The organism is uncultured Shimia sp., assembly GCF_947498095.1.
Lineage (GTDB): Bacteria > Pseudomonadota > Alphaproteobacteria > Rhodobacterales > Rhodobacteraceae > Shimia.
In genome coordinates, this window is record NZ_CANMJE010000005.1 from 152905 (window position 1) to 178200 (window position 25296).

Genomic DNA, 25296 nt, shown 5'->3' on the forward strand with positions numbered 1-25296 from the left:
GCTCAGCCCCCCTCGCCGCCCGTATCAGGGGGACGTTTCTTGCCGCCGGCATCTTTGCGCGCGTCCCGCAAGGATTGCTTTAGCATCCGGGTCATGGCGGCCAGATCGGTTCGCAGTTCGGCCATGCTTTCTTGGCGCCCAGCCGAAATCTCCTCGAGAATACGCAACATTTGAACATCAATAGACCGCAGACGCATCCGGCTTTCGGCGTCAATGCCATGTTCACCTTCATCTCGCAGTTCCAGAGCGTGGATCAGCCGTTCCTGTCCTTCCGCGACACGCAACAGCGCCTGCGTCGTTGGCGCCTGCGTTTCCATGCGGTCCGTCATCCCCTGCAATGCCGTCACGAGGCTTTCTAGCTTGCTGTCAAGCTCAGCACCACGCGCATCAGATTGCGTGAACATCGATTGCAGACCCTGCATCTGCTGGGTCATGTGATCCAGGACATTGGCCATTGCCGAATGCTCGATCCCACCATCGCCATCACCAGTCGAAAAACTCAGGCGCGTGATGGTACTCAACCACTCTTCCAGCTCGCGGTAGAACCGGTTTTGCCCGTGGCCCGCGAACAGCTCCAGCAGGCCAACTATCAGCGATCCCGCCAACCCCAGTAAGGACGAGGCAAAGGCGATGCCCATGCCCCCCAGCTGGCTTTTCAGCCCCGTTATCAGGCGCGAAAACACCTCTTCCCCGCCTTCGCCTTCTTTCGGGGCAAGGCTCCCAATGGTGTCCACCAATGCAGGAACCGTTGTTGCCAAGCCGTAAAAAGTTCCCAAAAGGCCTAAGAAAATCAACATGTTGACCAGATATCGCGTGATTTCCCGGCTTTCTTCAATCCGGGTGGCGACTGAATCCAGAATAGACCGAGTCGAGGTTGCACCAATTTGGGACCGCGCTGACCGCGACCGCAACATCGCCGCCAAAGGCGCCAGCAAAGATGGGGCGCTGGACACATCTCCACCCTCACGGCCTGCGGCAAAATCCTCGATCCAACGCACCGAATTGATCAGAGAGAACACCTGTCCAAAACAGGCCAGAACACCGATCACAAAAACCATGGCAATAAAGCCATTGAGATATGGGTTCGCTTGGAACACCGGCATCACACTTGGCAGGGCAAAATACCCAAGTGCCCCGGTCAGCCCCAAAACGATCAACATCATCATGATCTGGCGGAACGGATGAGAGAAATGCGGCTCGACTTCGCGGTCCGGCTGGTCCATTGGGACAGCTCCTGACACATTGTTTTTTCTGGGGCTACCCTACTGTTTCAACAGGCAGGTGCCAAGAACTTATCAAGCATGGCGATTTCAGTCAGCGGAACCGGCTGTTAGGGTTTGAACGCGTTTGGACAACCAATCCAGATCGCTGTCTTCGATGCCCAACTCAAACAGGTGGCTGGCGGTGTTGTGAAGGTACTCGGTGTTCGGTCCTCGCCCGCCCACGGCGGTTGAGATGATTTGAGCCTGCTCTTCCAGTTCCAGATGGCAATATTGCACATGATGCGGGTCAATCACGTAGGTCACGGCTTCAACCCGACGCCCATCGGCCAGATCAACATGCAGCATTTTCTCCAGATAGGCCGAAGACACCAGTTCCCGCTCTCGCAACTCGGCAAGTGTCTGGTCTTCATGGCCATCTTCAACCAGCAGGGCCAATCCCTGACAATGGGCGCGCTCATCCGCATCCAGCGCCAGCACAAGGCCGGGATCTTCTTCGGTGCCACGATGATGGATTGAGCGCATGCAAAAGCTGCGGTGCCACCCCGGCAGGGTCGCAACTTTCTTTTCGCGATACGCAAAGCCCGGATTCCACAAAAGCGATCCGTATCCGAACACCCACATCGTCATGTCTCTGGCCCTTCAGGTTTTGCGCGTTTAAACACCAATCAGTGATCGGGGAAAAGGGCCTGTGTAATGAAACGACTGCTGATTGTGATCCTTGTCGCGGCTTTGGGCTGGTCGACCTATTGGTTCATCGGAGCGAGCGGTGTGAAATCGGGATTTGTTGCATGGTTCGAGGCACGACAATCTGAGGGCTGGCAGGCGGAAACCAGCGACATCACCGTTGCTGGATATCCCAACCGATTTGATACGACACTCAGCGATATCGCGCTTGCCGATCCGGAAACCGGTGTTGCGTGGAATGCAGATTTCTTTCAGGTCTTCACTCTCAGCTACAAACCCAATCACGTCATTGCCGTCTGGCCCAACGCGCAGACCGTCGCGTTCCCCGATCAAACGGTTCAGGTGTCCAGCACTGACATGAGGGCCTCATTGGTTCTGGGCGCAAGCACGGACCTGCCACTTGAGCGCACGAACTATGTGGTCAAAGATTTGACCCTGACCTCTACAGCGGACTGGACGCTCAAGGCCGAGACTTTGCAAGTGGCCCTGCATCGACTGGAAGAACAGGACAACGGCTATCGTTTCGCCCTGACCGCCAATGGATTTGCTCCGCAGTTTGCACAAAAGGCGCCCGCGGGTCAGTCTCTGCCGCAGGCATTCCAAGTCATTCAGGCCGACATTCTTGCAGGGTTCGATGCGCCTTGGGATCGTCATGCTTTGGAAGATGCCCGTCCTCAGCCGACGTGGATCGAGGTCCGCACAATGCAGCTCGCATGGGGAGAACTGGAACTTCAGGCGGCGGGCAAGGTCACGGTCGACAACACCGGCTATCCGACCGGAGATCTCACCATCCGTGCCACCAATTGGCGCGATATCGTCGCGGTGGCACGCCAGTCAGGCGCGATCCCCAAGGGAGTTCTGGATGGGATAGAACGGGGGCTGGAGTTTCTTGCCGGCGTGTCAGGCAACGCCAAATCGCTCGATATTCCGTTGAATTTCAAGAATGGCGCCACACGGTTGGGTCCGATCCCCATTGGCCCCGCTCCGCGTCTCGTTCTGCGCTAGCGGCAATAGGGTCCGCCACGGTGTTTGGCGATGTCAAAATGAAAGTGGTCCCGGTGATAACGGTCGGCATTGGGGCCCAGTACCGTGCCAAACGGTCCGCAGGCTTTTTTGTGCATATTCTTTAGAATACGCCCCTTTTTCCCTTTGCCCCAGTCATTCAGCACGCTGATTGTGTCGCCGTTCTTGAGCTTAAAAGCAGAGATATCAATCGCCCGCCCTTTGCCATGCTCTGAGATTTTTGCACCGGGTCGGTTGTTGCGCGTGCGGCAGGCAAACCCCGCTGCAACCTTAAGCTCAACGACACCGCGTCCATATCGCCCAACGGATTTGTCCATACCGCCGTCGACCCATTTCTTAAGAGCGCGGGCCGTGTCACATTCCATCACTGCAGGCGTGCTCAGGCGCACCCCGGAGACCGAGTGCAGTTTGATCGCGCCTTTTTTGATGCCGCAACCGCCCAGTCTGCCTGGCACGTTGCCAACCTCGGTGCCTTGCAAGTCCCGGTCACGACACAGTTTGCCCACGCGGGTACTGCTGGCAGCCCGACGTTTTGCTTTAGGTTCTGGCTCGCCATCTCTGGCCGAACTTGTTTGGGGCGCCGGTTTCAGCACCGGATCTCCACGCGCTTCAGCAGCCGCCACAGCACTGGCGGCACTGGCCGCGCTCGCTCGGTTGCCCCCACCAGCCAGGGTCTTAGGACGCAACTTGGGACGTAAAGAGCGATCAGGCGCGGCGCTTGGCAACGCCGGTGGAAACACGTCTTCGCGGGCGACCGGGCGCAAGGATGACTTGGGCGCATTGGCCTGCGCGACACCCGCGACAAGCAACAGGGCTATGCCCAACCGCCGGATCACTTGGGCTTTGCGCCGCGACCAAAATCGGGGGCGTCCGTGTCCTGCCCGGCTTCGATAATGCCGCGGCGAATGTCACGTGTGTGGGTGAAATAATCAAAAAGGTGCTCACCATCCCCCGTCCGGATGGCCCGCTGTAACGCAAACAATTCTTCTGTAAACCGCCCCAGAATTTCCAAGGTGGCATCTTTGTTGTTCAAAAACACATCGCGCCACATCGTCGGATCGGACGCCGCGATGCGGGTAAAATCACGAAAACCGGCGGCGGAATACTTGATGACTTCGCTGTCCGTCACCCGGCGCAGATCGTCGGCCACACCGACCATCGTATAAGCGATCAGGTGTGGCGCGTGGCTGGTCACCGCCAACACCAAATCGTGGTGGTCGGCATCCATCTCGTCGACATTGGCGCCCATCCCCTCCCACAAGGCGCGCAGGCGGGCCACGGCCTCTGGGTCAGTGTCGTCCTGCGCCGGAACAATGAGACACCAGCGATTGTCATAAAGTTCGGCAAATCCGGATTCAGGCCCTGAATGCTCGGTTCCAGCCAAAGGGTGCGCCGGCACAAAATGTACAGTATCAGGTAAATGCGGCGCCACCGCCGTAATGACAGCGCGCTTCACTGAACCCACATCCGATACCGTCGCGCCAGGCTTAAGCACAGGACCAATCTCGGCAGCGACGGCCCCCATGGCACCAACCGGAACGCAAAGCACAACCAGATCAGCACCTTCCGCGGCCTCGGCCGCGCTGTCGCAGACGCGGTCACATAGGCCAATTCGGCGAGCGGTATCGCGGGTTTCTTCCGAGCGAGCAAACCCGGTCACTTCTTTTGCCAAACCACCACGCTTGATGGCCCAGAACATGGACGAGGCGATCAACCCCAGCCCGATCAGAGCAATTCGGTCATAAACCGGTGCCCTCATCTTGCACCTGCCTTGAACTGCCCCACGGCATGGGCAACACGGCGACAACTGGATTCATCACCAACGGTGATCCGCAGGCAATTGGGCAGGCCATAACCCGCAACACGCCGTACGATCAGCCCTTGGGTCTTGAGGTATTCATCGCAGCTTTCGGCTTCGGCCTGATCGGCAAATCGCGCCAGGATAAAGTTGGCACAGGATGTGTCGGACGGAACGCCCAGTTCGGCCAGCGCTTCGGCCAGCCAGGCCCGCATGCGCGCATTGTCGGCACGGCATTTCTGCACAAAGGCCTGATCACGGATCGCGGCCTCGGCGACCGACAATTGTACGGTCGACAGGTTGAATGGTTGGCGCACACGGTTCAGCACATCGATGATGGCTTGCGGCGCATAGCCCCAACCGATCCGCAGACCGCCCAACCCATATATCTTGGAGAAGGTGCGGGTCATGATGACGTTGTCACGCGCATTGACCAGCGCAGCGCCGCCATCAAAGCTTTCGACAAACTCTGCGTAGGCCCCGTCCTGCACCAGAATGCAGCCCTCAGGCAGCTGATCCGCCAGACGTGCCATTTCATTGCCACCGACCATTGTTCCGGTCGGGTTGGCTGGATTGGCGATGAACACGATGCGGGTTTTATCTGTGCAAGCCGCCAAAATGGCATCTACGTCCACCACACGCTCGCGCTCAGCCACTTTCACAGGGGTCGCCCCGACCGCATGCGCAAGGATCGGATACATGGAAAATCCGTGTTCGGTATAAACCAACTCGTCACCCGGACCGGCATAACACTGCGCGATGAACTGCAAAATCTCGTCAGAACCGGCACCACAAATAATCTGGTCCGGGTTCAGCCCGTGGATCTCACCAATCGCCTCACGCAGAGGCTGATGGTCCGTCGTCGGATAACGATGCAGGTTCAGGCCTGACTTGGCGTGCGCTTCTTTTGCGGCATCGGAACAGCCATAGGGGTTTTCGTTGGACGAAAGCTTTACAATGTCTGACACGCCTTCAATCGTGGCCTTGCCACCGACATAAAGTTCAATCTCCATGATGCCGGGTTGCGGTGTAATCGGGGACATACTCAAATACTCCTACTTCGCTCAAGCTTCTATCGCTGGCACGAAGGCTTTGAAAGATCATTGATACATTGGCAGACCAATTGCGCCTTTGGGGTCACGGAAAAGCGACAACCACATAAGCCAGCCAACGATGCCGCCAATTTTTTGGCACGTAATTATTGACACAAAACGGCTCAACCGCCTTGCTTGTTAGATAGGACAAGAAAAGGCGCATTACCATGACCAAGCTTTATCACGTAGCAATCGCAGCTTCATTTGTCGCCAGTGCGACGACAGCGCAGCAGTTTACCGTAGGCAAAACGCTGTCGGTGGGCGGTGCAGAGTTTAACGAGACCAGCTCGATTTATGACGGCAGCCAATCTATTTCCGATCTTTATCTCGGTACAGAATTGGACGTGAACGAAACGGCCGCGTTGCAGGCCGAGGTAGAATTGTCGTCTTTGTCCATCGACGGCTGTCGCTCCTATGACCCTGCGGCTATGAACAGCGCCACACAGGATAGCGTCGTTATATTCTAATCAATGCCGCTCAATCAATGGTTCGATCACGTCGTTGAGAAACACGCGTCGAAACCTGCCGTTCACACGCATGATGGCCAGAGCATCTCATTTTCCAGACTTTCCGAAGCCGCCGACCAAATCTCGGCGGCTTTGGGCAACAAAGGCGTACGCGAGAACAGCAATGTCATCTCGACGATGGACCACCTTGCGTTAAACATTGCTTTCTGGCTGGCGGTTTGGAGATTGGGCGGAAACGTTCTAGCCAGCAAATCCACCACTTCATTTGAAACCGCGGGCGTGTCCGTGGATGCGATGCTGGCTGCACCGGGTCAGGACCCTGTGACTGGCACGCAAGTGTTGGTGTTTTCACCAGACATTCTGGCTCACCCGGTCCCCAAGAGACCCTAAAAACCAACAGGCTCAACATTTTTCCCGACCATAAACTCGACGCGAATGCTCGGTATCCTTAGAGAGTCTCCGGATCAAATCCTTGCGGATTCACATCGCTACACTGATCTGCTGGGACCTCCATCGGGCTCGATTTTTATGACGACTGCGCTGGATAGCATGCGCGCGTTTCGCGACATCGTCCGCGCGTTTTCTCATGGGGTTGCCGTCATTGGCCCGGATATGCCGATCGCAGACTACTGGTCAAAGATCATTCAGCATGGGGTGACCGAATTGTTCCTCACGCCTTTGATGCTGCACCGTTTGCTAAACTGCGATCACCGCCCTGCAGACACCAGCAACATAAAACGAATCTTTGTTGCGAGTGGCACGGCGCAGAACTCGCTGTTGCAAGAGGCTCATCAAGTCTTTGGCCCGGTCATTGAACTCGCTGCGGGCACTCCAGAAACCAGCATCTTTGCTTTCAAGAAATATGATCCTGCCAACCATCAACAGGGTGACATCGGCCCTGCAGTGGGCGGGATAACGGTCCGGATTCAGGATGAGAATGACTGCGACCTGCCGGCAAATGCAGTCGGGCGCCTAAGATTGACGGTCCCGCAAGATCAACGCTTTGAGGGATACCTCGGTGGGGCATCTGCCTATGACGCGTACGGAGGTGTGTACCCGGGCTTTCTCGCGTCGCTCAGCCCTGACGGGCAGATGACCAAACATGGGCGCACCGACGACCGATTGAGCCTTGGAGGCACGCGGTATTTTAGCGGGTTAATCGAAACTGCGTTGGAAAAACTGCCGACTGTTGAGCGGGTTTGCGCGCTGCGAGTCTTTGCTTCGGACGGGTCCGAGGCGCTGGGACTGGCCATCAAACCCGCAACGGGATTCAAGGCAACCGATATCCAGAAATTGGCCAAACGCTCTCTACCTGGAATTGGTGATGTGATTGTGCGGGTCTGTGCATCCTTCCCGGTTGGCAAAGAAGGCCTCCCTGACAGGGAGGCCTTAGAGCAATGGTGGCAACGAAAGAACGAGTTGTAGCATTCCGACTGTGCCCCGCCCGAAATGCCCACCGAATAAGGGTGGGCCTTTGGAATAGGTCTCTAGACGGTGACTCAAAAACGGAAGGCGGCCCGTATCTGAATGGTCGTCGCATCAACGTCGATGCCGGTTCCATTGAAATTGCCGAACTCGTGGTAGAGCAGTTCACCACCAATGCTGAACGAGTCATTGATGCGGTGCTCATAACCAGCCCCAAGGAACCAGCCACCGTCGCTGCCCAAGGTGTCCGTACTTGCATCCGCATAACCGCCGACACCATATACCAGACCCTGATTCACCTTGTAACCGGCGCGCGCTTTCAGACGCCAAACCTCTTCCAACGTGGCCGCCCCGGAAAGATCCGTGCTGGACCAGTCATAGTCGAACCCAGCACCAACGACCCAAGTGCCCAAATCCAGATCATAGCCCGCGACAAGACCACCGATCACATCCGAGCCATCAACGCCGGCCAGACTCGTATCAACGCTCGCGTTACCGATTTGTCCGCCGATGTAGAACCCGGACCAGTCGGGGGTGCTTTGTGCACTTGCAACCCCGGCTGCAAGGCCCATCCCAAGCGACAGTGCCATCATTCGAACCATAGTGTTTCCCTTCTCGATTTGGCGCAACATCCTGCGCGGTTCGAAAGGGCTACGCACTCAGGCGTGTAACCGGATCATTTGAGGGCAATCAACTCCGCACACATCGCCGTGAACACGCACACGGGGCAAGGATCTGGGATCCCGAAACAAGAAAACCCGCAGCGCCAGGGCTGCGGGTTTCCAAAATCTTCTGCGGCGAAAACCTTAGTTTTTCGCGTAGAATTCGACCACGAGGTTCGGTTCCATGACGACCGGGTAAGGGACGTCCGACAAACCGGGGGTACGCACGAAGGTGGCGGTCATTTTCGAGTGATCGACGTCCATATAGTCCGGCACATCACGCTCGGGCAGCTGGACAGCTTCCAGAACAACAGCCAGTTGCTTGGACTTGTCGCGCACTTCGATGACGTCGCCTTCTTTAACGCGGTACGAAGGGATGTTGACCTTCTTGCCGTTCACTTTGACGTGGCCGTGGTTCACGAACTGACGGGCAGCAAATACGGTGGCCACGAACTTGGCGCGGTAAACAACGGCGTCAAGGCGGCGCTCCAGCAGACCAATCAGGTTTTCACCGGTGTCGCCTTTGACACGCTCGGCTTCACCATAGATGCGGCGGAACTGTTTCTCGGTCAGGTCGCCGTAGTAACCTTTCAGCTTTTGCTTGGCGCGCAGCTGAATACCAAAGTCGGACAGCTTGCCCTTGCGGCGCTGACCGTGCTGGCCGGGGCCATATTCACGACGGTTAACGGGGGATTTGGGGCGACCCCAAATGTTTTCGCCCATGCGGCGATCGATTTTGTACTTGGCAGACGTGCGTTTTGTCACGGCTGATCTCCTTCGTTTAGGTTTCGAAGGGCGTTGTCCTCTTGCCGGATTTGGCCGACATGACAGGCATTCTCTTACGAGGGCCACCAACACCAATGAAGCCGCGCGTATAAACGAGTCGCGCGGGGAGTCAAGTCGTTACCGGGATGAATAGCCCCTTAGCCCGTCAATGGTGCCAACAGGGCGTTTCGAAATGTCACGTCCAAGCGCCTTCCATGGCGCTTATACACAAACTCAGAGGTGCGCACACAAGGCATTTCGAAATGCCTTGTGTGCTTGCTTCAAAGATGGCGCGTCAGGCCGCGTCGTGCAACAGGATAGCCGCCTCGCTCGCACTCAGATTGCGACGCGCATAATGACCGTATGTGTTGGGGTCGTACTTCAACTCGGGCAACATCCGCAAAAGCCGCGCGCGATCCTTGTCTTCCAAAGACGACATCGCTGCATTGGCCGGATGATAGCTTTCGGTTTCGACACCGTTCGCCCAGAGAATCTGATGACGAGGCAACAAGAGGTGGATATAGGTCACTTCCCGCACGGTGTAGTCGACCGCAATTGTTGAGTTGTTGACCAGATCACCCGCAGACACCAACACTTCGGGCGTGTTGAACAGCGAGCGAGCCGCGTGGCCCTTGACCAACATCCGATGCTCGGGTGAGACGAGAAACTCCTGGTCTGGACGTTCAATTCCCAAGGCCCCCGTCTTGATCCGGATCGGGCGCAGCTTGGGCATGGCAAACAGACGAGCACCGCTCATCCGGCGGCTGCCGATCCAACAAATCTCCTCGTCACCATTGTCTTTGGTCTGAACCTTGTCGCCTTCGCGCAGGTCTTCAACCCGTCGTGGACCTTGCGGCGTCGCGATCATCGTTCCAGGTGTGAAACAAATCACACCGCCGCTCGAGGGCACCATTGGATTACTCTCGATCGGATCCATTTTGTGATGCACCACCCAGAGATCGGTGTCTTTGGGGGGCATTTCGTCAAGGAACATCAACAGAGGTTTGCCACCTTCAACGTCGATCACCGTCACAGAATAACTTTGCGCCCCATTGGTCACAACAAAACCGCCCTCAAGGAGCGGCTCGTCCACGTCAATGTCTTCTGGTCTGCGGGTGGTATCTACCGCTGCCCCAACCAGCCGACGCACCATGCGCGCCGCCCGTTTACGGATGTTTGCCTCTCCTTCAGCCTGATCCAGACGCAATAGCTCAGTGGGGCCGTCCACACGGACGGCATCCCCATGCCATGACCACGCCACGCCTGTTTGCAGCGCTTCTATGGGTGCGGGCCCAACATTATCTAACTCTGTCTGTGACCAGGAGATGACAAACGTGCCACGAAAGCCCGTTTTCATTGCCTGATTACCTGCCTTTTATTTTTTTATTAACGATAGGTTAACAGAGGTGATTCGATGTGAAAAGAGTCCTGTTCGATTTTTAGGCAGCTGTGTCAGAATTTCACATCTATCCAGATGAAGGCCCTAGCATGAACCTGAAAATGACCGGCCGCCAGATTATTCTGACGGCCAGCATCGTTTCTCAGATCAAAACTAGATCAACGCTCGCCCGGCGCAGCGGCCTTACCCACATTTGGAATGACCGCACGAGCCGCAGGTCATGCAGCCTTCGATCATGCGCATGTCGAACTGACCACAGGACGGGCAGGATTTGCCCCGAGGAGCTTCGCCCACGGCCATGACCTCGGCCTGAGGATCGGTCTTGAGCCCCATGCCTTCGCCTTCGATGAAGCCGATGGAAATCATGTGACGCTCGATTACGCCGCCAATCGCGGCGAGGATCGACGGGATGTATTTGCCTTCCATCCATGCACCGCCACGCGGATCAAACACGGCCTTCAGCTCTTCGACCACGAACGACACGTCTCCGCCACGGCGGAACACCGCGGAAATCATCCGGGTGAGGGCCAGTGTCCAGGCGTAGTGCTCCATGTTCTTGGAGTTGATGAAAACTTCGAACGGGCGACGGTGGCCGTTGATAAGGGTGTCATTCACCGTCAGGTATATCGCGTGCTCGCTGTCTGGCCATTTGAGCTTGTAAGTGGCGCCTTCCAGGGACTGCGGACGTTCCAGCGGTTCGGACATGTAAATGACTTCGCCATCAGCCACGTGATCGGCAGGCTGTTCGCCGGGGGCCGCTTCAGAGGTTTCCGACACGGCCAGAACCGATCCGGTGACGTCATTCGGACGGTAGGTGGTGCAGCCTTTGCAGCCTGTATCCCAGGCCTGCATATAGACGTCTTTGAAAGCCTCAAAGTCGATGTCTTCAGGGCAGTTGATGGTCTTGGAAATCGAACTGTCGATCCACTTTTGCGCAGCGGCCTGCATGCGCACATGGGCGCCAGGGTCCAGCGTCTGGGCGTTGACGAAATAGTCGGGCAACTCTTTGTCACCAAACTTGTCGCGCCACATCTGCACGGCGTAATCCACCACTTCTTCTTCAGTCCGCGAGCCATCTTTCTGCAGCACCTTGCGGGTGTAGGCATAAGCAAAGACCGGCTCGATCCCCGAAGACACGTTGCCGGCATAAAGGCTGATCGTGCCGGTGGGGGCGATCGAGGTTAGCAAAGCGTTGCGGATGCCATGCTCGGCAATGGCGGCTTTGACGTCCTCGTCCATCTCCGCGACCAGCCCGCCGGAAAGATACTTGTCCTTGTCGAACAGCGGGAAAGCCCCCTTTTCCTTGGCAAGGTTGGCTGACGCCAGATAAGACGCCCGCGCGATGGCTTTCATCCACGCCTCGGTCTGGGCGGCAGCCTCTTCCGTTCCGTATTGCAGGCCCAGCATCAGCAGCGCATCCGCCAGCCCGGTCACACCCAACCCAATGCGGCGCTTGGCCTGCGCCTCTTGTGCTTGCGCCTCAAGCGGAAAGCGCGAGGCATCCACCACATTGTCCATCATCCGCACGGCGGTGGCGACGAGATCATCCAACTCGCCCTGGTTCAGCTCAGCATTGGCCTCAAACGGGTTTGACACCAACCGTGCGAGGTTGATCGACCCCAACAGACAGGCGCCATAAGGTGGCAGGGGCTGTTCACCGCAGGGATTGGTGGCGGCGATGGTCTCAACATAGCTGAGGTTGTTCATCTGGTTGATGCGGTCGATGAAAATCACGCCTGGTTCGGCATAGTCATAGGTCGACTGCATGATCTTGTTCCACAGATCACGGGCATCGACGGTGTGATAGACCTTGTCCTTGAACTTCAGCTCCCACGGGCCATCCGCTTTGACCGCTTCCATAAAGGCATCCGTGACCAGCACCGACATATTGAACATGCGCAGGCGGGCGGGGTCGGATTTGGCGGTGATGAAGGATTCAATGTCAGGGTGATCACAGCGCATGGTGGCCATCATGGCCCCCCGGCGCGATCCGGCAGACATGATTGTACGACACATGGAATCCCACACATCCATAAAGCTGAGCGGCCCCGAGGCATCTGCCGCCACACCCAGCACATCTGCCCCACGCGGGCGTATGGTCGAGAAATCATAGCCGATACCACCACCCTGCTGCATGGTCAGCGCGGCCTCTTTCAGCATGTCGAAAATACCAGACATGCTGTCGGGGATCGTGCCCATGACAAAACAGTTGAACAGGGTCACGTTGCGCGCCGTGCCAGCGCCTGCGGTGATACGGCCTGCGGGCAGATACTTGAAATCTTCAAGCGCTGCGTAGAATTTGTCTTCCCAGTCTTCCGGTGACTTTTCGACCTTGGCCAGATCACGCGCAATACGGCGCCAGGAATCTTCGACTGTCAGATCTATCGGTTTGCCGTCCGCCTTTTTAAAGCGGTACTTCATGTCCCAGATGGACTCAGCAATTGGGGCGGCAAAACGGCTCATCGTGTGATTCCCAGATTTATCTGTCTTTGAAAGAGGGTCCCACACTAGCCCAGACTATCCTGCCGGGGAACCCACTCTGCGACATTTCACGGAACAAAAAACACAACTGCTTGCTGTCGAGCCACACCGAACTACAATATAAAGGGTCACCTTGGGACGAATCTGTGAGTAACCTGTGGATAAATTCATCAATCTGGTAAAGCTGTCTGTCGGATCTGAAAGCGTCGACTCAATGTCCACGTGGCAAGCGACTCGCCGCGCTCAGACCGATGATGGTTTGCCACGTCACGTGACCCGTATGTGGCCCAAACGCGAGGCCGAGATCCTGGCTGGCGGATCGATCTACTGGGTCATCAAGGGGGCGATCCAATGCCGCCAAAAGATCTTACGACTGGATGAGGTGATCGGCTCGGATGGCATCCGCCGCTGCGCCATCGTACTCGATCCAACCGTCCACCGCACGGCAACGGCCCTACGCCGCCCCTTTCAAGGCTGGCGTTACCTGAAACCCGAGGACAGCCCCGCAGACCTGCGTGATCAAACCGCGTCCGAGGACGACCTGCCCGTTGAACTGGCTACGGCGCTGGCAGAAATCGGCGTGCGTTAAACCACAAACTGCGACCAAGTTTTCTCACATGCACAGACCCTGTGCACCCATCGGCCTTATGCCGCCAATTAGTGTCTCTTACTTTGCAGCCCAGCAACAGGAGGCCACTCATGACCCCAATCCACACAGACTATGCATCCGCCGACACTCTGGATTTTCCCGGTGCCATCACGCTCAAAATCCTGCTGACCGGATCGCAGTCCGGCGGCACTCTGGAAATCTTTGAAGACATCGTTCAGCCGGGCGTCGGGCCGGGGCGGCACATTCATCATGATCAGGACGAGACCTTCCTCTTTCTTGATGGTGATTTTGATGTGGAAATCGATGGCACCCTGCATCACATGTCGCCGGGCGATGTGGCTTTTGTACCGCGAGGCACAGCGCACGCTTTCAAGAACGTCGGCAACAAACCGGGACGCCTGCGCTATATCTTTTCACCCGCGCTAAAGATGGAAGCCATGTTTCGTGCCCTGCATGGCGCCTTAGGCACAAAATCTGAATTGACGATGCACGATATGGAACAGATCGCCACAGAGCACGGGCAAACCTTTGTCGGCCCGCCTCTCTGAGCGCTACGCCAGTTTGTCGAGAAGCGCGTTCAAAACGACCCGATCATTGTCGTCATAAGACGCCACACGGCTGCGCCACAGTGTGGCCTGTGATTTCAGCATCAGCCCATCGCTCATGATCTTGAGGTGATTGGCCCGCAGCGTTTCACCGGTTGAAGTGATATCAGCGATCGCCTCAGCGGTTTCGTTCTTGACCACGCCCTCAGTCGCGCCCTGACTGTCGACCAGCTGGTAATCCGCGACGCCGTTTTGCTGCAGAAACTCACGTGCCAGACGGTGATATTTGGTGGCGATCCGCAGGCGGAACCCATGCCGCGCCCGGAATGCCGCGGCGGCGGCATCCAGATCATCCAGCGTGTCGACATCGACCCAGCAATTCGGCACCGCAAGGATCAGGTCTGCCTGACCAAAGCCCAAAGGCGCCACCTCTTCAACCTGCTGCTCCCAGCGGGCCAGCTTTTCGCGCACCAGATCGGTGCCGGTTACGCCCAGATGAATGCGTCCCGCCGCCAGTTCCCGCGGAATCTCTCCGGCCGACAGCAACACCAGCTCAACACCTTCGATGCCGTCAACGGCCCCGGCATATTCGCGATCAGATCCGGTACGCGACAGCGACACGCCACGTGCGCCAAACCAATCAAAGGTCTTGTCCATCAGCCGCCCTTTGGACGGGACACCCAGCTTGATGGTCATAGTGCGCCCTCCAATTCCAAAAGCAGGCGGGGGCGAATGACCCCACCCACCGCCGGGATTTCACGCCCCTGCCCCAAAACCCGCGTCAGCGCGTCGTAGCGCCCACCCGTGGCCACCGGGGGCAAATCCGGGCGACCCTCGGCGTAAAAACCAAAGACAAACCCGTCGTAATACTCCATCGAGGTGCGCCCATAGCTTGCCTCAAACTCAAGCGTCTCAATATCAACATCTCTCGCCTGCAAGGCGGCAATGCGGTCCTGCAGACAATACACCGCCTCAGTGATCGCGGGCATATCCACGGCGATGTCGCGCAAATGCTCCAACGCATAGGGCAGCTTTTCGCGAACGTTCAGGATGGCCTCAATCAGTTCCACCTCGCCTCCCGAGATTGGCGCGGCCTCTGCGTCCTCGCGCAGCGCCTCGATCCGGGCCGCCACTTCACTGTCCAACCGCAGACCGATACGCGCAAAGTCATGTGCCATCGGATCCGCAGCCGCCAGCAAGGCCGTGCGGCTGGCAGGCACCGGGCTACGACCCGAAAACCGATCAAGCAACGCCCGGAACCGGCGTGGGCGCCAGATATGGCGCAACAACGCGTCTTTGCGCCGCTCCGTCGTGGACAGCCCGGAAACTGCGGCTTTCAGAACACCAATGTCCCCGGTTGCCGCGCGCAGGCCAAGATTTCCCAAACCCTTGCGGATCACCGCAAACACTTCGGCATCTGCCGCAGCGGGGTTTTCGCGGTCAAACACCTCATAGCCCACTTGCGTGTATTCATTGGGCTTGTCGGGATCATCCTCTTGCCGCCGGAACACCTCGCCCGCGTAAGTGTAGCGTGCAGGTTCCGCGCCGTGATCCATGTGCATCTGCACAACTGGTACCGTAAAGTCCGGCCGCAGCATTTGTTCACCACGCACCGCGTCCGAGGTCATATAGGCGCGGGCGCGAATGTCTTCGCCATAGAGGTCCAGCAGCACTTCGGCAGGCTGCAGCAAAGACGTCTCAACCGGGCTGGCACCCGCCGCTTCAAATAGCGCGCGTAACTCGGCAGCGCGAGCGCGAATTCTGGCCTTGTTTGGCATCAGTCGTCCTGACCCTCAAGAATCTCGCGCACCTTTGAGACCAATTGGTCGCGCGGCACTTCGAACTGGCTGGGGCGTTCTTTCCACTCTTCATGGGTCGCGCTCTCGGCGATCTTGGCGCCAAGGATCAGGTCCTTGATCTGCACCACGTCGTTGGCCTTTTCATCACCACCTTCGATCACGGCAATGGGGCTGCCCCGACGATCCGCATATTTCAGCTGATTGCCAAAGTTCTTGGGGTTGCCCAGATAAACCTCGGCGCGAATGCCTGCATTGCGCAGCTCGGCCACCATCGTCTGATAGTCGACCATGCGGTCACGATCCATTACGGTGACAACCACCGGCCCTTCGACACGGCCCCCGATCCGACCCTTTTCGCGCAACGCCGCCAACAGGCGATCAACGCCGATCGATACACCGGTCGCAGGCACAGATTGTCCTGTGAACCGTTTGACCAGATCGTCATAGCGCCCACCCCCGGCAACCGAACCGAATTGGCGCTTGCGACCCTTTTCGTCAAAGATTTCAAAGGTCAGCTCGGCCTCATAAACTGGCCCGGTGTAGTATCCCAGACCACGGACCACGGAGGGGTCAATCTCAATCCGGTCGGCACCATAACCGCCCGCAGCCAACAGTTCACCGATCTGTTCCAACTCGGCAATGCCCTCGGCCCCGATGGTTGATCCACCGACCGCGCCGCGCAGGTTCTCAAATGTCTTGGCAACGTCATCTGCCTTAGAAGTCAAAAAGGCGAGCACAGGTTCGGCCTGATCGTCGCTCAGGCCCACGCCATCGATGAAAGCCCCCGAGGCATCCAGACGCCCCTTAGTCAGCAATTCGCGCACGCCCGCTTCGCCGACTTTATCAAACTTGTCGATGGTCCGCAGAACGTTGTCGCGCGCGCCTTCGCCGTCCGGCAGGCCCATCGCTTCCAGCACGCCGTTCAGAACCTTGCGGTTGTTCACGCGCACCAGATAATCCCCGCGCGGAATGCCAACGGTTTCCAACGTGTCCGACAACAACGCGCAAATCTCAGTGTCGGCAGCCATGCTGGACGTACCAACCGTGTCTGCATCACATTGATAGAACTGGCGATAGCGCCCCGGCCCCGGCTTTTCGTTGCGCCAAACCGGCCCCATCGCGTAGCGGCGATAGGGCGTGGGCAGATCATTGCGGTGCTGCGCATAAACACGCGCCAGGGGGGCGGTCAGGTCATATCGCAATGCCATCCAGTCGCCGTTGTCGTTCTCGTCATACTCCTGCCAGGCAAAGACGCCTTCATTGGGGCGATCCACGTCCGGAAGGAACTTGCCCAACGCTTCGACGGTCTCGACTGCACTCGATTCCAAGGCCTCAAAGCCATAGCGATGATAGACCCCGGCGATCTGATGCAGCATCTCGGCGCGCTCGGAAACTTCGCTGCCGAAATAGTCGCGGAACCCCTTGGGCGTGATCGCCTTGGGGCGGGGGGCTTTTTTCTGCTTGGCCATGGTCATGGTCCCTATGGGATAAGGTTCGACATGGCGTTTACCCAATGCCCCGCGCGGGGGCAAGCAAACCCTCTGCAACACAGCGCCGCGGCAGAAGAAAACGTACGAGAGTTCAGGAGATTATTGGATGGGACGCGACCGCAGAAACAAGTAGAGCGGCAATCCACAGCTGACCCCGATCAGAAAGGTCGCGGGAATCGCGATCAAGGCCAACCAGTTCCGGCGCACCGACACTTCGGCCAGAATCCAGACGGTCAGGGCAATCGCCGAAATGACCAAGTCCCAATAAAGGCCGGTGACCAGTTCATTGGCCTTCCACTCCGCCACCAACCCGTCCAAGGTTTGCAGACTGATGCCGCTTTCGATCACGTAAGGGCCAAAATAGGCCATCGGATGCAGGGCACCCCAGATGGCCAGTCCCAAAAAAATCAAACGCAGCAGTGACATGAGAATATCCTCTTGGCCCGGGGTAACAGGCGGGGCTCGTCAGTAAGGCGTAGGGTCAGTAGCAGGAATAGCACCCGCGGCCCGAGCCTATCGAGATCGAAACCGGCCCACGGGTCACAGAAACAGCCCCAAACGCGCCATCGGTAGACAGGCCAACCGTTCCGTTCATTGTCGGGGCTTCGGGTTCACCATCGACACCACATGCCGCCAGAACCAGCAGCACGCCCAAAAGGCCAAAAATCCGCATCTTACCATTCCTTGTCAGGTTGGGCCCAGAGTACCTGAAAACATGCCCGCCGTCACCATTTAGCGGCCATTGCCGCAATGCGCGCCGCCGTTGCACATGCCACTCGCCGAATAGCCGGGCCGGGCCGTTGGTGTGCCCGTCGTCTGGCACGCTACCAGACCGGTCAGGATCAAAAACAGAAATGCAATTCTCATCTTACCCTCATGTCTCTAGCGATAGCCGCCACAATGCGCGCCACCGTTGCACATACCGCTGGCACTATACCCGGGCCTTGCGGTCTGGCTCGCACTCGTTGTCTGACAGGCGGCCAAAAGCCCCACCGGTCCCAACGCAATGACCATATTTTTCATATCAGATCTCACAATGCCAATCACCTTATGGAGATGGGCCGGAAAACTCCAAAGTCAATTGCGACACTATTGACCGTATACCACGCCGACACGCGCTGAACCGCTGACACTCACGCCAGTCTCAGTTGGCGTCGGCTTTGGGCCATGCGCCGATGTGTTGTTCGGCGCACCACCCGGATCGCATGCTGTCACTGCCAGCAGCGCCACGACGCAGAGGGTCCGAATTATCCCAGTCGCTTTTGCCAGGCCGCCACCTGTGCCAGAACCTGTTTCGGCGCCGTCCCACCATAGGACATGCGCGATGCGACAGAGTTGTGCACTCCCAATACACCAAAGACGTCATCGGTGATCGCGTCGTGAACAGATTGCATATCTTCTAGGCTGAGGTCCGGCAGATCGCACCCCCGTGCTTCGGCCATCGCGACCAAGGTTCCGGTCACGTGGTGTGCATCGCGGAACGGCATGTTCAGCGCCCGCACCAGCCAGTCAGCCAGATCTGTGGCCGTGGAAAACCCGCTGCCGGCAGCTGCTTCCAGCGACTCGCGGTTGGCCGACATGTCTTTGACCATGCCCTGCATCGCAGCAAGCGCCAGCATCAGGTTGTCTGCAGCATCAAAGACCTGCTCTTTGTCTTCCTGCATGTCCTTGGAATAGGCCAGCGGCAGACCCTTCATCACCGTCATCAAAGCCACATTTGCCCCAAAAATCCGGCCGATCTTGGCACGGATCAGCTCGGCGGCATCCGGGTTCTTCTTTTGCGGCATGATGGATGAGCCGGTCGAAAAACGGTCCGAGAGCGTCACAAACCGGAACTGAGCCGAGGACCAGATCACCAGTTCTTCGGCAAAACGGCTGAGGTGCATCGCGCAGATTGACGCGGCCGCCAGAAACTCCAGCGCAAAATCCCGGTCCGACACAGCATCCAGTGAATTGGCCGCCGGACGGTCAAAGCCCAGCGCCTCGGCAGTCATGTGCCGATCAATTGGAAAGGACGTGCCCGCCAAGGCCGCCGCACCCAGCGGAGATTCGTTCATCCGTGCCCGCGCATCCTGAAAACGGCTCATGTCGCGGCCGAACATCTCGACATAGGCCATCATGTGATGTCCCCATGTGACCGGCTGCGCGGTTTGCAGATGGGTAAACCCGGGCATGACCCACTCGGCCCCCGCTTCGGCCTGCACCAACAACGCACGGATCAGCGCGTCGATCCCACCAATCGCGGCGTCGATCTGATCCCGCACCCAGAGTTTAAAGTCGGTCGCGACCTGGTCATTCCGACTGCGGCCCGTGTGCAACCGCCCGGCAGGTTCGCCGATAATCTCTTTCAGCCGAGCCTCGACATTCATATGAATGTCTTCCAGCGCGGTGGAAAACTCAAACGTGCCGCCCTCAATCTCTGACAACACCGTGAGAAGCCCTTCCCGAATGGCGTCAGCATCGCTATCTGTCAGGATGCCCGATTTGGCGAGCATCGCCGCATGGGCCCGAGAACCGGCAATATCCTGTGCCGCCATTCGCTGGTCGAACTCGATCGAGGCATTGATGGCCTCCATGATCGCATCCGGTCCAGCGGCAAAGCGGCCGCCCCACATCTGGTTCGAGGTCTTTTTGGTCATGATATGCCCTTCGGAGGGAATGAAGTAATGTCAAAGTCCGCGCTGGTTTACATGGGCCTTGCCGCAATCGCAATTGCTGCCATTGGGTTTGTTACCCTGCGCGATCCCGCGTCGCAGGGGTCACCCACCGATTACACCGACATCGCCGACATGCGCAAAGGCGACATGCGCAAGCTGATCGTGCATGGTAACCAGCGCGCGGCGTCCAGCATTCCCTTTGAAAGCCAGAATGGCACGGTTATGTCATTGGCCTCGTTTCAGGGGCAGATCGTGCTAGTGAATTTCTGGGCCACATGGTGCGCGCCTTGTCGCAAGGAAATGCCGATGCTTTCGGAACTTCAAAGCGAACTGGGCGGCGAGGATTTTCAGGTCGTAACGCTCGCCACTGGGCGTAACCCCCTGCCCGCGATGGAGAAATTCTTTGACGAGATTGGTGTGAATAACCTGCCGCTCTATCGCGACCCCCAGCAAGAAATTGCACGCGAGATGGCGGTTCTGGGTCTGCCAGCCACGATGATCCTCGATCGCAACGGCAAGGAAATCGCCCGCATGACCGGTGATGCCGACTGGTCCAGCGCGTCAGCCAAGGCGATCCTTCGGGCGTTGATTGCGTCCGAAAGCTAACGCTCGCTATCCTCTTCGCCCGGCCCATGATGAAAGCGTTCGGCTGATCCAACCGCGTTTGCGGGGCGCAGTTGATGTTGCGCTCAGCTTTAGCTCAACCGGTATATGGGCAATTTCAAAGGCGCTGTTGACGGAACTTGCATTCACAAAGGTTGTACCGCTACGCACCAAATGCCCCGCGCTTGCATGGACATGGCCAAAACAATGCAGCTTTGGCCGAACGTCATTCAGCCGCTCGGCGAGATGCGGGCAGCCCAACATCAAACCACGGCTTGAAACGTCCAGCACTCCGGCCGGTGGCGTGTGGGTGATCAGCACATCCGTGTCGCCCGGTATTTCAGCCCATGCTCGTTTCAGCGTCGAATCATCGGCAAAAAACGCATGTCCGCTCAAATCCGGCACCCAGGATGCGCCGTAAAACTTCAGGCCCTCAATCACGATGTCGCGCCCATGCAGAAAGGTGGCATTGCGAAACGGCTCACCGCCCGCCTTTACCGCGTGCTCAAGCTGCACGTCATGGTTCCCGCCGACACATAGGATATGGTCAAAATCCTGCTGCCCGAACCAATCATCCATCCTTGCGATCATCCCGGGTTCTTGCCGGAACAAGTGCTCAAAATCGCCGCAATGGATCAACACATCGCCGCTGAGCTGGCCAAGGTCCGCATGGCGCCCATGCGTATCACTGATGATGACGATCTTCATGGCCCCAGATCATCACGGCCCGCCAGTCGCTGTCTAGGTCCCATATCTAAATGAACGGCAGCAGGGGTTAGGGTTGGCCGCTAACCCTGATCCTTGAACCCCTCAGGCAACTGGGTGCGGAAATCGGGTCGATACTTGCGGGCGCGCACCACGCCAAACCGATCCATCCGCGCCGGGCTCTGGCCTAGCTTGCGCCAGGCTTTCTCTTCGGCCCGTGCCCAAGGCTTCAGGCGCATCACGGCCATCTCATCATAGACCTTTTGCGTCTCGGCCTCGGGGTCTTGCCACGCGGCGCCCGGCAACCCCCTGCCCTCGGCATTGGCTACGGCACGACGCACCGCGTTCGCCTCGGCCAGCGCCTGAGCATTGGCAAACTTAAGATGCGCAAGATAAAATCCACGCGGCATATGAAACGGGAACTCTTGCAAATTCTCGGTCCCGACATCCACGCCGTGCAACCGGAATGGCACCGAAACGCGCGTGGCAACCGCCTTGGAATAGTGCCCCGAAAAGACCGCATCACGGCGCTGGCCCAATGCGGGGCCCTCATCAATTGGCTTGGCATCTGCCATCTCGACCACGTCAAAGCCCAAGGCCCAAACCACAGGCGTCTCGGATTTGGCAATAACATCCTTCAGCCCATCATGTAGCGCCGGATCGTAACACAGGATTTCGTCCACATCCGTACGGAGGACCCAGTCGTAATCCTGCAAAAGATCCGTGACATAAACGTCCAGCATGCGCCCTCGTACGCGGTCGAAATGCGCCAGATCGTCCCGCAAGACGGTGAAAATTCGCGCCTCGGGGCAAATCTCGGCAATCTTCGGGTCGACCCCATGTGACACAACAAAAAGATTCTCAGCGCCCAGCTCTCGTGTGTGTTGCGCATACCAGCGCGACAAGGCCCAATAGTCTCGATAGACCATGGTCAGGGCGGCAATCTTCATTGCCAGCCTTTCGGACGTGCGGCCGCGCTGTAAGGGCCCCGCGCGGGGCAGGTCATCAGGTGGTCATTCACCATGCCCATCGCCTGCATAAAGGCATAGACAATGGTCGGCCCGCAGAACCGAAACCCGGCTTTCTTCAAATCCTTCGAAATTTGAGTCGATAAATCTGTAAATGCCGGCACCTCATCCAAGGTTTCAAACCGGTTTTGCAAGGGTTCAAAATCCACGTATTTCCAGAGGAAGTGGTCGAAACCCTCTGCCTGCTCGATGCGTTGCCAGGCCTGAGCGTTGCCGATCGTGGCCTCAATCTTTCCCCGGTGCCGGATGATGCCGGGGTTGTCCAGCAACCGCAGCACCTCCGGCTCGCCCCATCCGGCGATGATATTGGGATCAAACCCCTGAAATACCTCACGGAAATTATCGCGCTTCTTGAGGATGGTGATCCAGCTCAGCCCTGCCTGAAACCCGTCAAGGATCAGCTTTTCCCACAAGGCGCGGCTGTCATATTCCGGCATGCCCCACTCGGTATCGTGGTAGTCCAGATAGATTTGTTCGGCCCCAGCCCAGCCGCATCGCTCTGTCATCACAACACCTCATGTCGACAGTTTTCATCAAATTCGGACCTTAAGATCCTGTTCATGAGTTTGGCGACATTCTGGCAAGAACTGCAACACCCGCTTGCATGAGGAGCATGCGATGGCGCGCATCAAAAAACGTGACAAGGCCAATGTCCCGCCCGGGCAGGAAACACCACTGGACTTTGCGGTATCCTCTCGCGATGCGGGCACGCTTCAAATGGTGCAAGACGCCATTCACCACAAACAGGTGATGCTGGCCTTTCAGCCCATCATGAATGCGTCAGATCAAACAACCCCGGCCTTTTACGAAGGATTGATCCGGGTTCTGGACGAAACAGGTCGGGTGATTCCCGCAAAGGATTTCATGGGAGCCGTCGAAGACACTGAATTGGGCCGGCAACTGGATTGCCTCGCGCTTGAGCTTGGACTTGCCGAGTTGTCCCAAAACCCATCTTTACGCCTGTCGATCAACATGTCAGCGCGCTCGATCGGGTACAGCCGCTGGATGCGCAGTCTGCAACGCGGGCTAAGAAAGCGCCCGGACGCTGGCGAACGGTTGATCCTTGAGATCTCCGAGGGCTCTGCGCTTCAGGTGCCTGAGCTTGTAATAGATTTTATGGACAAACTGCAGGGAAAGGGCATTGCCTTTGCATTGGATGACTTTGGCAAGGGCTTTACTTCCTTTCGCTATTTCAAAGACTTCTACTTTGATATTCTGAAACTGGATGGCCAATTCAGCCGCAATGTCCATCGGGACAGCGAGAACCAGATCATCGCTGCCGGGATCGCTGCCATTGCTGAGCGGTTCGACATGTATACGGTTGCCACCCGCATCGAAGACCCAAAGGATGCGCATGTTTTGGCCGATCTGGGTTTCGACTGTTTGCAAGGGTTCCTGTTCGGCCCGCCGACCACAAAACCCGACTGGCAAACCTCCAAAAATGACCGCAACGCCGCGTAACGACGAAACATAATTTCGCCTGAGACATAGTGGCCGTTGCCGCAACGCAGCAAATACGCTATGCACGGCCGCATATCGCGTTTGGGGGATTGCATTCCGCACCGTATGCGGACCGCGGTCGCCCAGTCATTTGACAGAGGAAACACATATGACCAACGTAGTGATCGCTTCGGCAGCTCGAACCGCTGTCGGCAGCTTCTCGGGCTCGTTTGCCAATACCCCCGCACATGATCTGGGCGCCACTGTTCTTAAGGCACTGGTCGAGCGCGCAGGCGTCGATCCTTCAGAAGTATCGGAAACCATTCTCGGTCAGGTTCTGACCGGTGGTCAGGGCCAAAACCCCGCGCGCCAGGCACACATCAACGCCGGCTTCAACAAAGAAGCCTCGGCTTGGGGCATCAACCAGGTGTGTGGCTCGGGTCTGCGCGCCGTCGCATTGGCCGCACAGCACGTGCAACTGGGTGACGCGTCGATCGTTGCCGCGGGTGGTCAGGAAAACATGTCCATGTCGCCCCACGTTGCGAACCTGCGTCCCGGCACCAAAATGGGCGACGTAAAATATATCGACTCGATGATCCGCGACGGCTTGTGGGATGCCTTCAACGGCTACCACATGGGCCAGACGGCAGAGAATGTTGCCGAGCAATGGCAGATCAGCCGTGACGCCCAAGACGAGTTCGCCGTTGGCTCGCAGAACAAAGCCGAAGCCGCCCAAAAGGCTGGCAAGTTCGCTGATGAGATCACGCCCTTCACCGTGAAAACTCGCAAGGGTGACATTGTGGTTGAGAGCGACGAATACATCCGCCACGGCGCCAACATCGAAGCCATGGCCAAGATGCGCCCCGCTTTCACTAAAGACGGTTCGGTTACGGCCGCAAACGCCTCGGGTCTGAATGACGGCGCCGCCGGTGCTCTTGTGATGACCGCTGACGAAGCCGAAAAGCGCGGTATCGAGCCTCTGGCCCGCATCGCCTCTTATGCCACCGCTGGCCTCGACCCGTCGATCATGGGTGTTGGCCCGATCTATGCATCGCGCAAAGCGCTGGACAAAGCAGGCTGGGCCGTTGGTGATCTGGACCTCGTGGAAGCCAACGAAGCCTTTGCCGCTCAAGCCTGTGCCGTGAACAAGGACATGGGCTGGGATCCGTCGATCGTTAACGTGAACGGCGGCGCCATCGCCATTGGTCACCCGATCGGTGCTTCGGGCGCGCGTATCCTGAACACCCTGCTGTTTGAAATGCAGCGCCGCGGCGCCAAGAAGGGTCTCGCGACCCTTTGCATCGGCGGCGGTATGGGCGTGGCCATGTGCCTTGAGCGTCCCTGATTCTGCGCCCGCAGAGATGAATCGTAAAACGGGCGCCCTCGCGGCGCCCTTTT

The 25296-nt window shown here is 57.8% G+C and carries 28 protein-coding genes; 9 read left to right on the top strand and 19 right to left on the bottom strand.

Annotation, left to right across the window (positions count from 1 at the left end; genetic code table 11):
- Positions 1-2 precede the first annotated feature (2 nt).
- On the bottom strand, positions 3-1223 hold the full coding sequence (locus tag Q0932_RS10920; RefSeq protein ID WP_299352378.1) for a biopolymer transporter ExbB: 1221 nt from the start codon (positions 1221-1223) through the stop codon (positions 3-5).
- A gap of 87 nt (positions 1224-1310) precedes the next feature.
- Positions 1311-1850, bottom strand: coding sequence for a gamma-glutamylcyclotransferase (locus Q0932_RS10925; RefSeq protein ID WP_299352381.1), 540 nt, complete (start codon positions 1848-1850; stop codon positions 1311-1313).
- Between the two features lie 66 nt (positions 1851-1916).
- Between Q0932_RS10925 and Q0932_RS10930 the strand changes: the two genes are divergently transcribed.
- The gene (locus Q0932_RS10930) at positions 1917-2912 is read left to right on the top strand and encodes a DUF2125 domain-containing protein (RefSeq protein WP_299352384.1); all 996 of its coding nucleotides are present in this window, start codon (positions 1917-1919) and stop codon (positions 2910-2912) included.
- Here the strand turns inward: Q0932_RS10930 and Q0932_RS10935 are convergent.
- The 3 genes from Q0932_RS10935 to hisC are packed head-to-tail and all read right to left on the bottom strand — an operon-like array spanning position 2909 to position 5771.
- Positions 2909-3766, bottom strand: coding sequence for an extensin family protein (locus Q0932_RS10935; protein WP_366141410.1), 858 nt, complete (start codon positions 3764-3766; stop codon positions 2909-2911). The two genes, Q0932_RS10930 and Q0932_RS10935, sit on opposite strands and share 4 nt — an antisense overlap.
- Positions 3763-4689, bottom strand: coding sequence for a prephenate/arogenate dehydrogenase family protein (locus tag Q0932_RS10940; protein WP_299352387.1), 927 nt, complete (start codon positions 4687-4689; stop codon positions 3763-3765). The genes Q0932_RS10935 and Q0932_RS10940 overlap by 4 nt, the downstream gene beginning before the upstream one ends.
- A complete protein-coding gene (hisC, locus tag Q0932_RS10945) occupies positions 4686-5771 on the bottom strand; it encodes a histidinol-phosphate transaminase (protein ID WP_299352390.1) in 1086 nt (361 codons plus the stop codon). Before hisC ends, Q0932_RS10940 begins: the two co-directional genes overlap by 4 nt.
- Before the next feature lie 218 nt (positions 5772-5989).
- Between hisC and Q0932_RS10950 the strand changes: the two genes are divergently transcribed.
- The 3 genes from Q0932_RS10950 (at position 5990) to Q0932_RS10960 (ending at position 7714) form a co-directional block, all read left to right on the top strand.
- Positions 5990-6289, top strand: a complete 300-nt coding sequence (locus tag Q0932_RS10950; RefSeq protein ID WP_299352393.1) for a hypothetical protein — start codon at positions 5990-5992, stop codon at positions 6287-6289.
- Between the two features lie 3 nt (positions 6290-6292).
- Positions 6293-6679 carry an AMP-binding protein gene (locus Q0932_RS10955; RefSeq protein WP_299352396.1) on the top strand — a complete coding sequence of 129 codons (387 nt, stop codon included), beginning with the start codon at positions 6293-6295 and terminating at the stop codon, positions 6677-6679.
- Positions 6680-6817: 138 nt separating this feature from the next.
- On the top strand, positions 6818-7714 hold the full coding sequence (locus Q0932_RS10960) for an AMP-binding protein (protein WP_299352399.1): 897 nt from the start codon (positions 6818-6820) through the stop codon (positions 7712-7714).
- A gap of 74 nt (positions 7715-7788) precedes the next feature.
- Here Q0932_RS10960 and Q0932_RS10965 read toward each other — a convergent pair whose 3' ends face one another.
- The 4 genes from Q0932_RS10965 to Q0932_RS10980 all read right to left on the bottom strand — a co-directional run bounded on the left by Q0932_RS10965 (position 7789) and on the right by Q0932_RS10980 (position 13003).
- Positions 7789-8316: a porin family protein gene (locus tag Q0932_RS10965; protein WP_299352402.1), complete on the bottom strand. Its 528-nt coding sequence runs from the start codon at positions 8314-8316 to the stop codon at positions 7789-7791.
- 204 nt (positions 8317-8520) lie between these two features.
- Complete coding sequence (gene rpsD, locus Q0932_RS10970; protein ID WP_299352405.1) at positions 8521-9141, bottom strand: 30S ribosomal protein S4; 621 nt, start codon at positions 9139-9141, stop codon at positions 8521-8523.
- 295 nt (positions 9142-9436) lie between these two features.
- Positions 9437-10498 (bottom strand): Hint domain-containing protein, encoded by a 1062-nt coding sequence (locus Q0932_RS10975; protein ID WP_299352408.1) that lies wholly within the window; start codon positions 10496-10498, stop codon positions 9437-9439.
- Positions 10499-10723: 225 nt separating this feature from the next.
- Positions 10724-13003, bottom strand: a complete 2280-nt coding sequence (locus Q0932_RS10980) for an adenosylcobalamin-dependent ribonucleoside-diphosphate reductase (RefSeq protein WP_299352410.1) — start codon at positions 13001-13003, stop codon at positions 10724-10726.
- 175 nt (positions 13004-13178) lie between these two features.
- Between Q0932_RS10980 and Q0932_RS10985 the strand changes: the two genes are divergently transcribed.
- Positions 13179-13610, top strand: coding sequence for a DUF1489 domain-containing protein (locus Q0932_RS10985; RefSeq protein ID WP_299352413.1), 432 nt, complete (start codon positions 13179-13181; stop codon positions 13608-13610).
- 110 nt (positions 13611-13720) lie between these two features.
- A complete protein-coding gene (locus Q0932_RS10990; protein WP_299352416.1) occupies positions 13721-14179 on the top strand; it encodes a cupin domain-containing protein in 459 nt (152 codons plus the stop codon).
- Between the two features lie 3 nt (positions 14180-14182).
- Here Q0932_RS10990 and hisG read toward each other — a convergent pair whose 3' ends face one another.
- From hisG to argH, 7 genes are all read right to left on the bottom strand, one after another.
- Positions 14183-14872 carry an ATP phosphoribosyltransferase gene (gene hisG, locus Q0932_RS10995; protein WP_299352419.1) on the bottom strand — a complete coding sequence of 230 codons (690 nt, stop codon included), beginning with the start codon at positions 14870-14872 and terminating at the stop codon, positions 14183-14185.
- Positions 14869-15954, bottom strand: a complete 1086-nt coding sequence (locus Q0932_RS11000; RefSeq protein WP_299352422.1) for an ATP phosphoribosyltransferase regulatory subunit — start codon at positions 15952-15954, stop codon at positions 14869-14871. Before Q0932_RS11000 ends, hisG begins: the two co-directional genes overlap by 4 nt.
- A complete protein-coding gene (gene hisS / locus Q0932_RS11005; RefSeq protein WP_299352425.1) occupies positions 15954-17444 on the bottom strand; it encodes a histidine--tRNA ligase in 1491 nt (496 codons plus the stop codon). The genes Q0932_RS11000 and hisS overlap by 1 nt, the downstream gene beginning before the upstream one ends.
- Positions 17445-17564: 120 nt before the next feature.
- A complete protein-coding gene (locus Q0932_RS11010) occupies positions 17565-17891 on the bottom strand; it encodes a DUF2834 domain-containing protein (protein WP_299352428.1) in 327 nt (108 codons plus the stop codon).
- A 55-nt stretch (positions 17892-17946) separates the two neighbouring features.
- Entirely contained in the window at positions 17947-18138 is a 192-nt protein-coding gene (locus tag Q0932_RS11015) for a hypothetical protein (protein WP_299352431.1), read from the bottom strand.
- A gap of 59 nt (positions 18139-18197) precedes the next feature.
- Entirely contained in the window at positions 18198-18332 is a 135-nt protein-coding gene (locus tag Q0932_RS11020) for a hypothetical protein (RefSeq protein ID WP_299352434.1), read from the bottom strand.
- A 380-nt stretch (positions 18333-18712) separates the two neighbouring features.
- Positions 18713-20104 carry an argininosuccinate lyase gene (gene argH / locus Q0932_RS11025; protein WP_299352437.1) on the bottom strand — a complete coding sequence of 464 codons (1392 nt, stop codon included), beginning with the start codon at positions 20102-20104 and terminating at the stop codon, positions 18713-18715.
- A 27-nt stretch (positions 20105-20131) separates the two neighbouring features.
- Here argH and Q0932_RS11030 point away from each other — a divergent pair, with 27 nt between their 5' ends.
- Positions 20132-20728, top strand: coding sequence for a TlpA disulfide reductase family protein (locus Q0932_RS11030; RefSeq protein ID WP_299352440.1), 597 nt, complete (start codon positions 20132-20134; stop codon positions 20726-20728).
- A gap of 6 nt (positions 20729-20734) precedes the next feature.
- Here Q0932_RS11030 and Q0932_RS11035 read toward each other — a convergent pair whose 3' ends face one another.
- From Q0932_RS11035 to Q0932_RS11045, 3 genes are all read right to left on the bottom strand, one after another.
- Positions 20735-21433 carry a metallophosphatase domain-containing protein gene (locus tag Q0932_RS11035; protein WP_299352443.1) on the bottom strand — a complete coding sequence of 233 codons (699 nt, stop codon included), beginning with the start codon at positions 21431-21433 and terminating at the stop codon, positions 20735-20737.
- A gap of 80 nt (positions 21434-21513) precedes the next feature.
- Positions 21514-22380, bottom strand: a complete 867-nt coding sequence (locus Q0932_RS11040) for a glycosyltransferase family 2 protein (RefSeq protein ID WP_299352445.1) — start codon at positions 22378-22380, stop codon at positions 21514-21516.
- The gene (locus tag Q0932_RS11045) at positions 22377-22964 is read right to left on the bottom strand and encodes a DNA-3-methyladenine glycosylase I (protein WP_299352448.1); all 588 of its coding nucleotides are present in this window, start codon (positions 22962-22964) and stop codon (positions 22377-22379) included. Before Q0932_RS11045 ends, Q0932_RS11040 begins: the two co-directional genes overlap by 4 nt.
- Positions 22965-23076: 112 nt before the next feature.
- Between Q0932_RS11045 and Q0932_RS11050 the strand changes: the two genes are divergently transcribed.
- Both Q0932_RS11050 and Q0932_RS11055 read left to right on the top strand, forming a co-directional pair.
- Positions 23077-23919, top strand: a complete 843-nt coding sequence (locus Q0932_RS11050) for an EAL domain-containing protein (RefSeq protein ID WP_299352451.1) — start codon at positions 23077-23079, stop codon at positions 23917-23919.
- Between the two features lie 148 nt (positions 23920-24067).
- Positions 24068-25243, top strand: a complete 1176-nt coding sequence (locus Q0932_RS11055; protein WP_299352454.1) for an acetyl-CoA C-acetyltransferase — start codon at positions 24068-24070, stop codon at positions 25241-25243.
- Positions 25244-25296 lie beyond the last annotated feature (53 nt).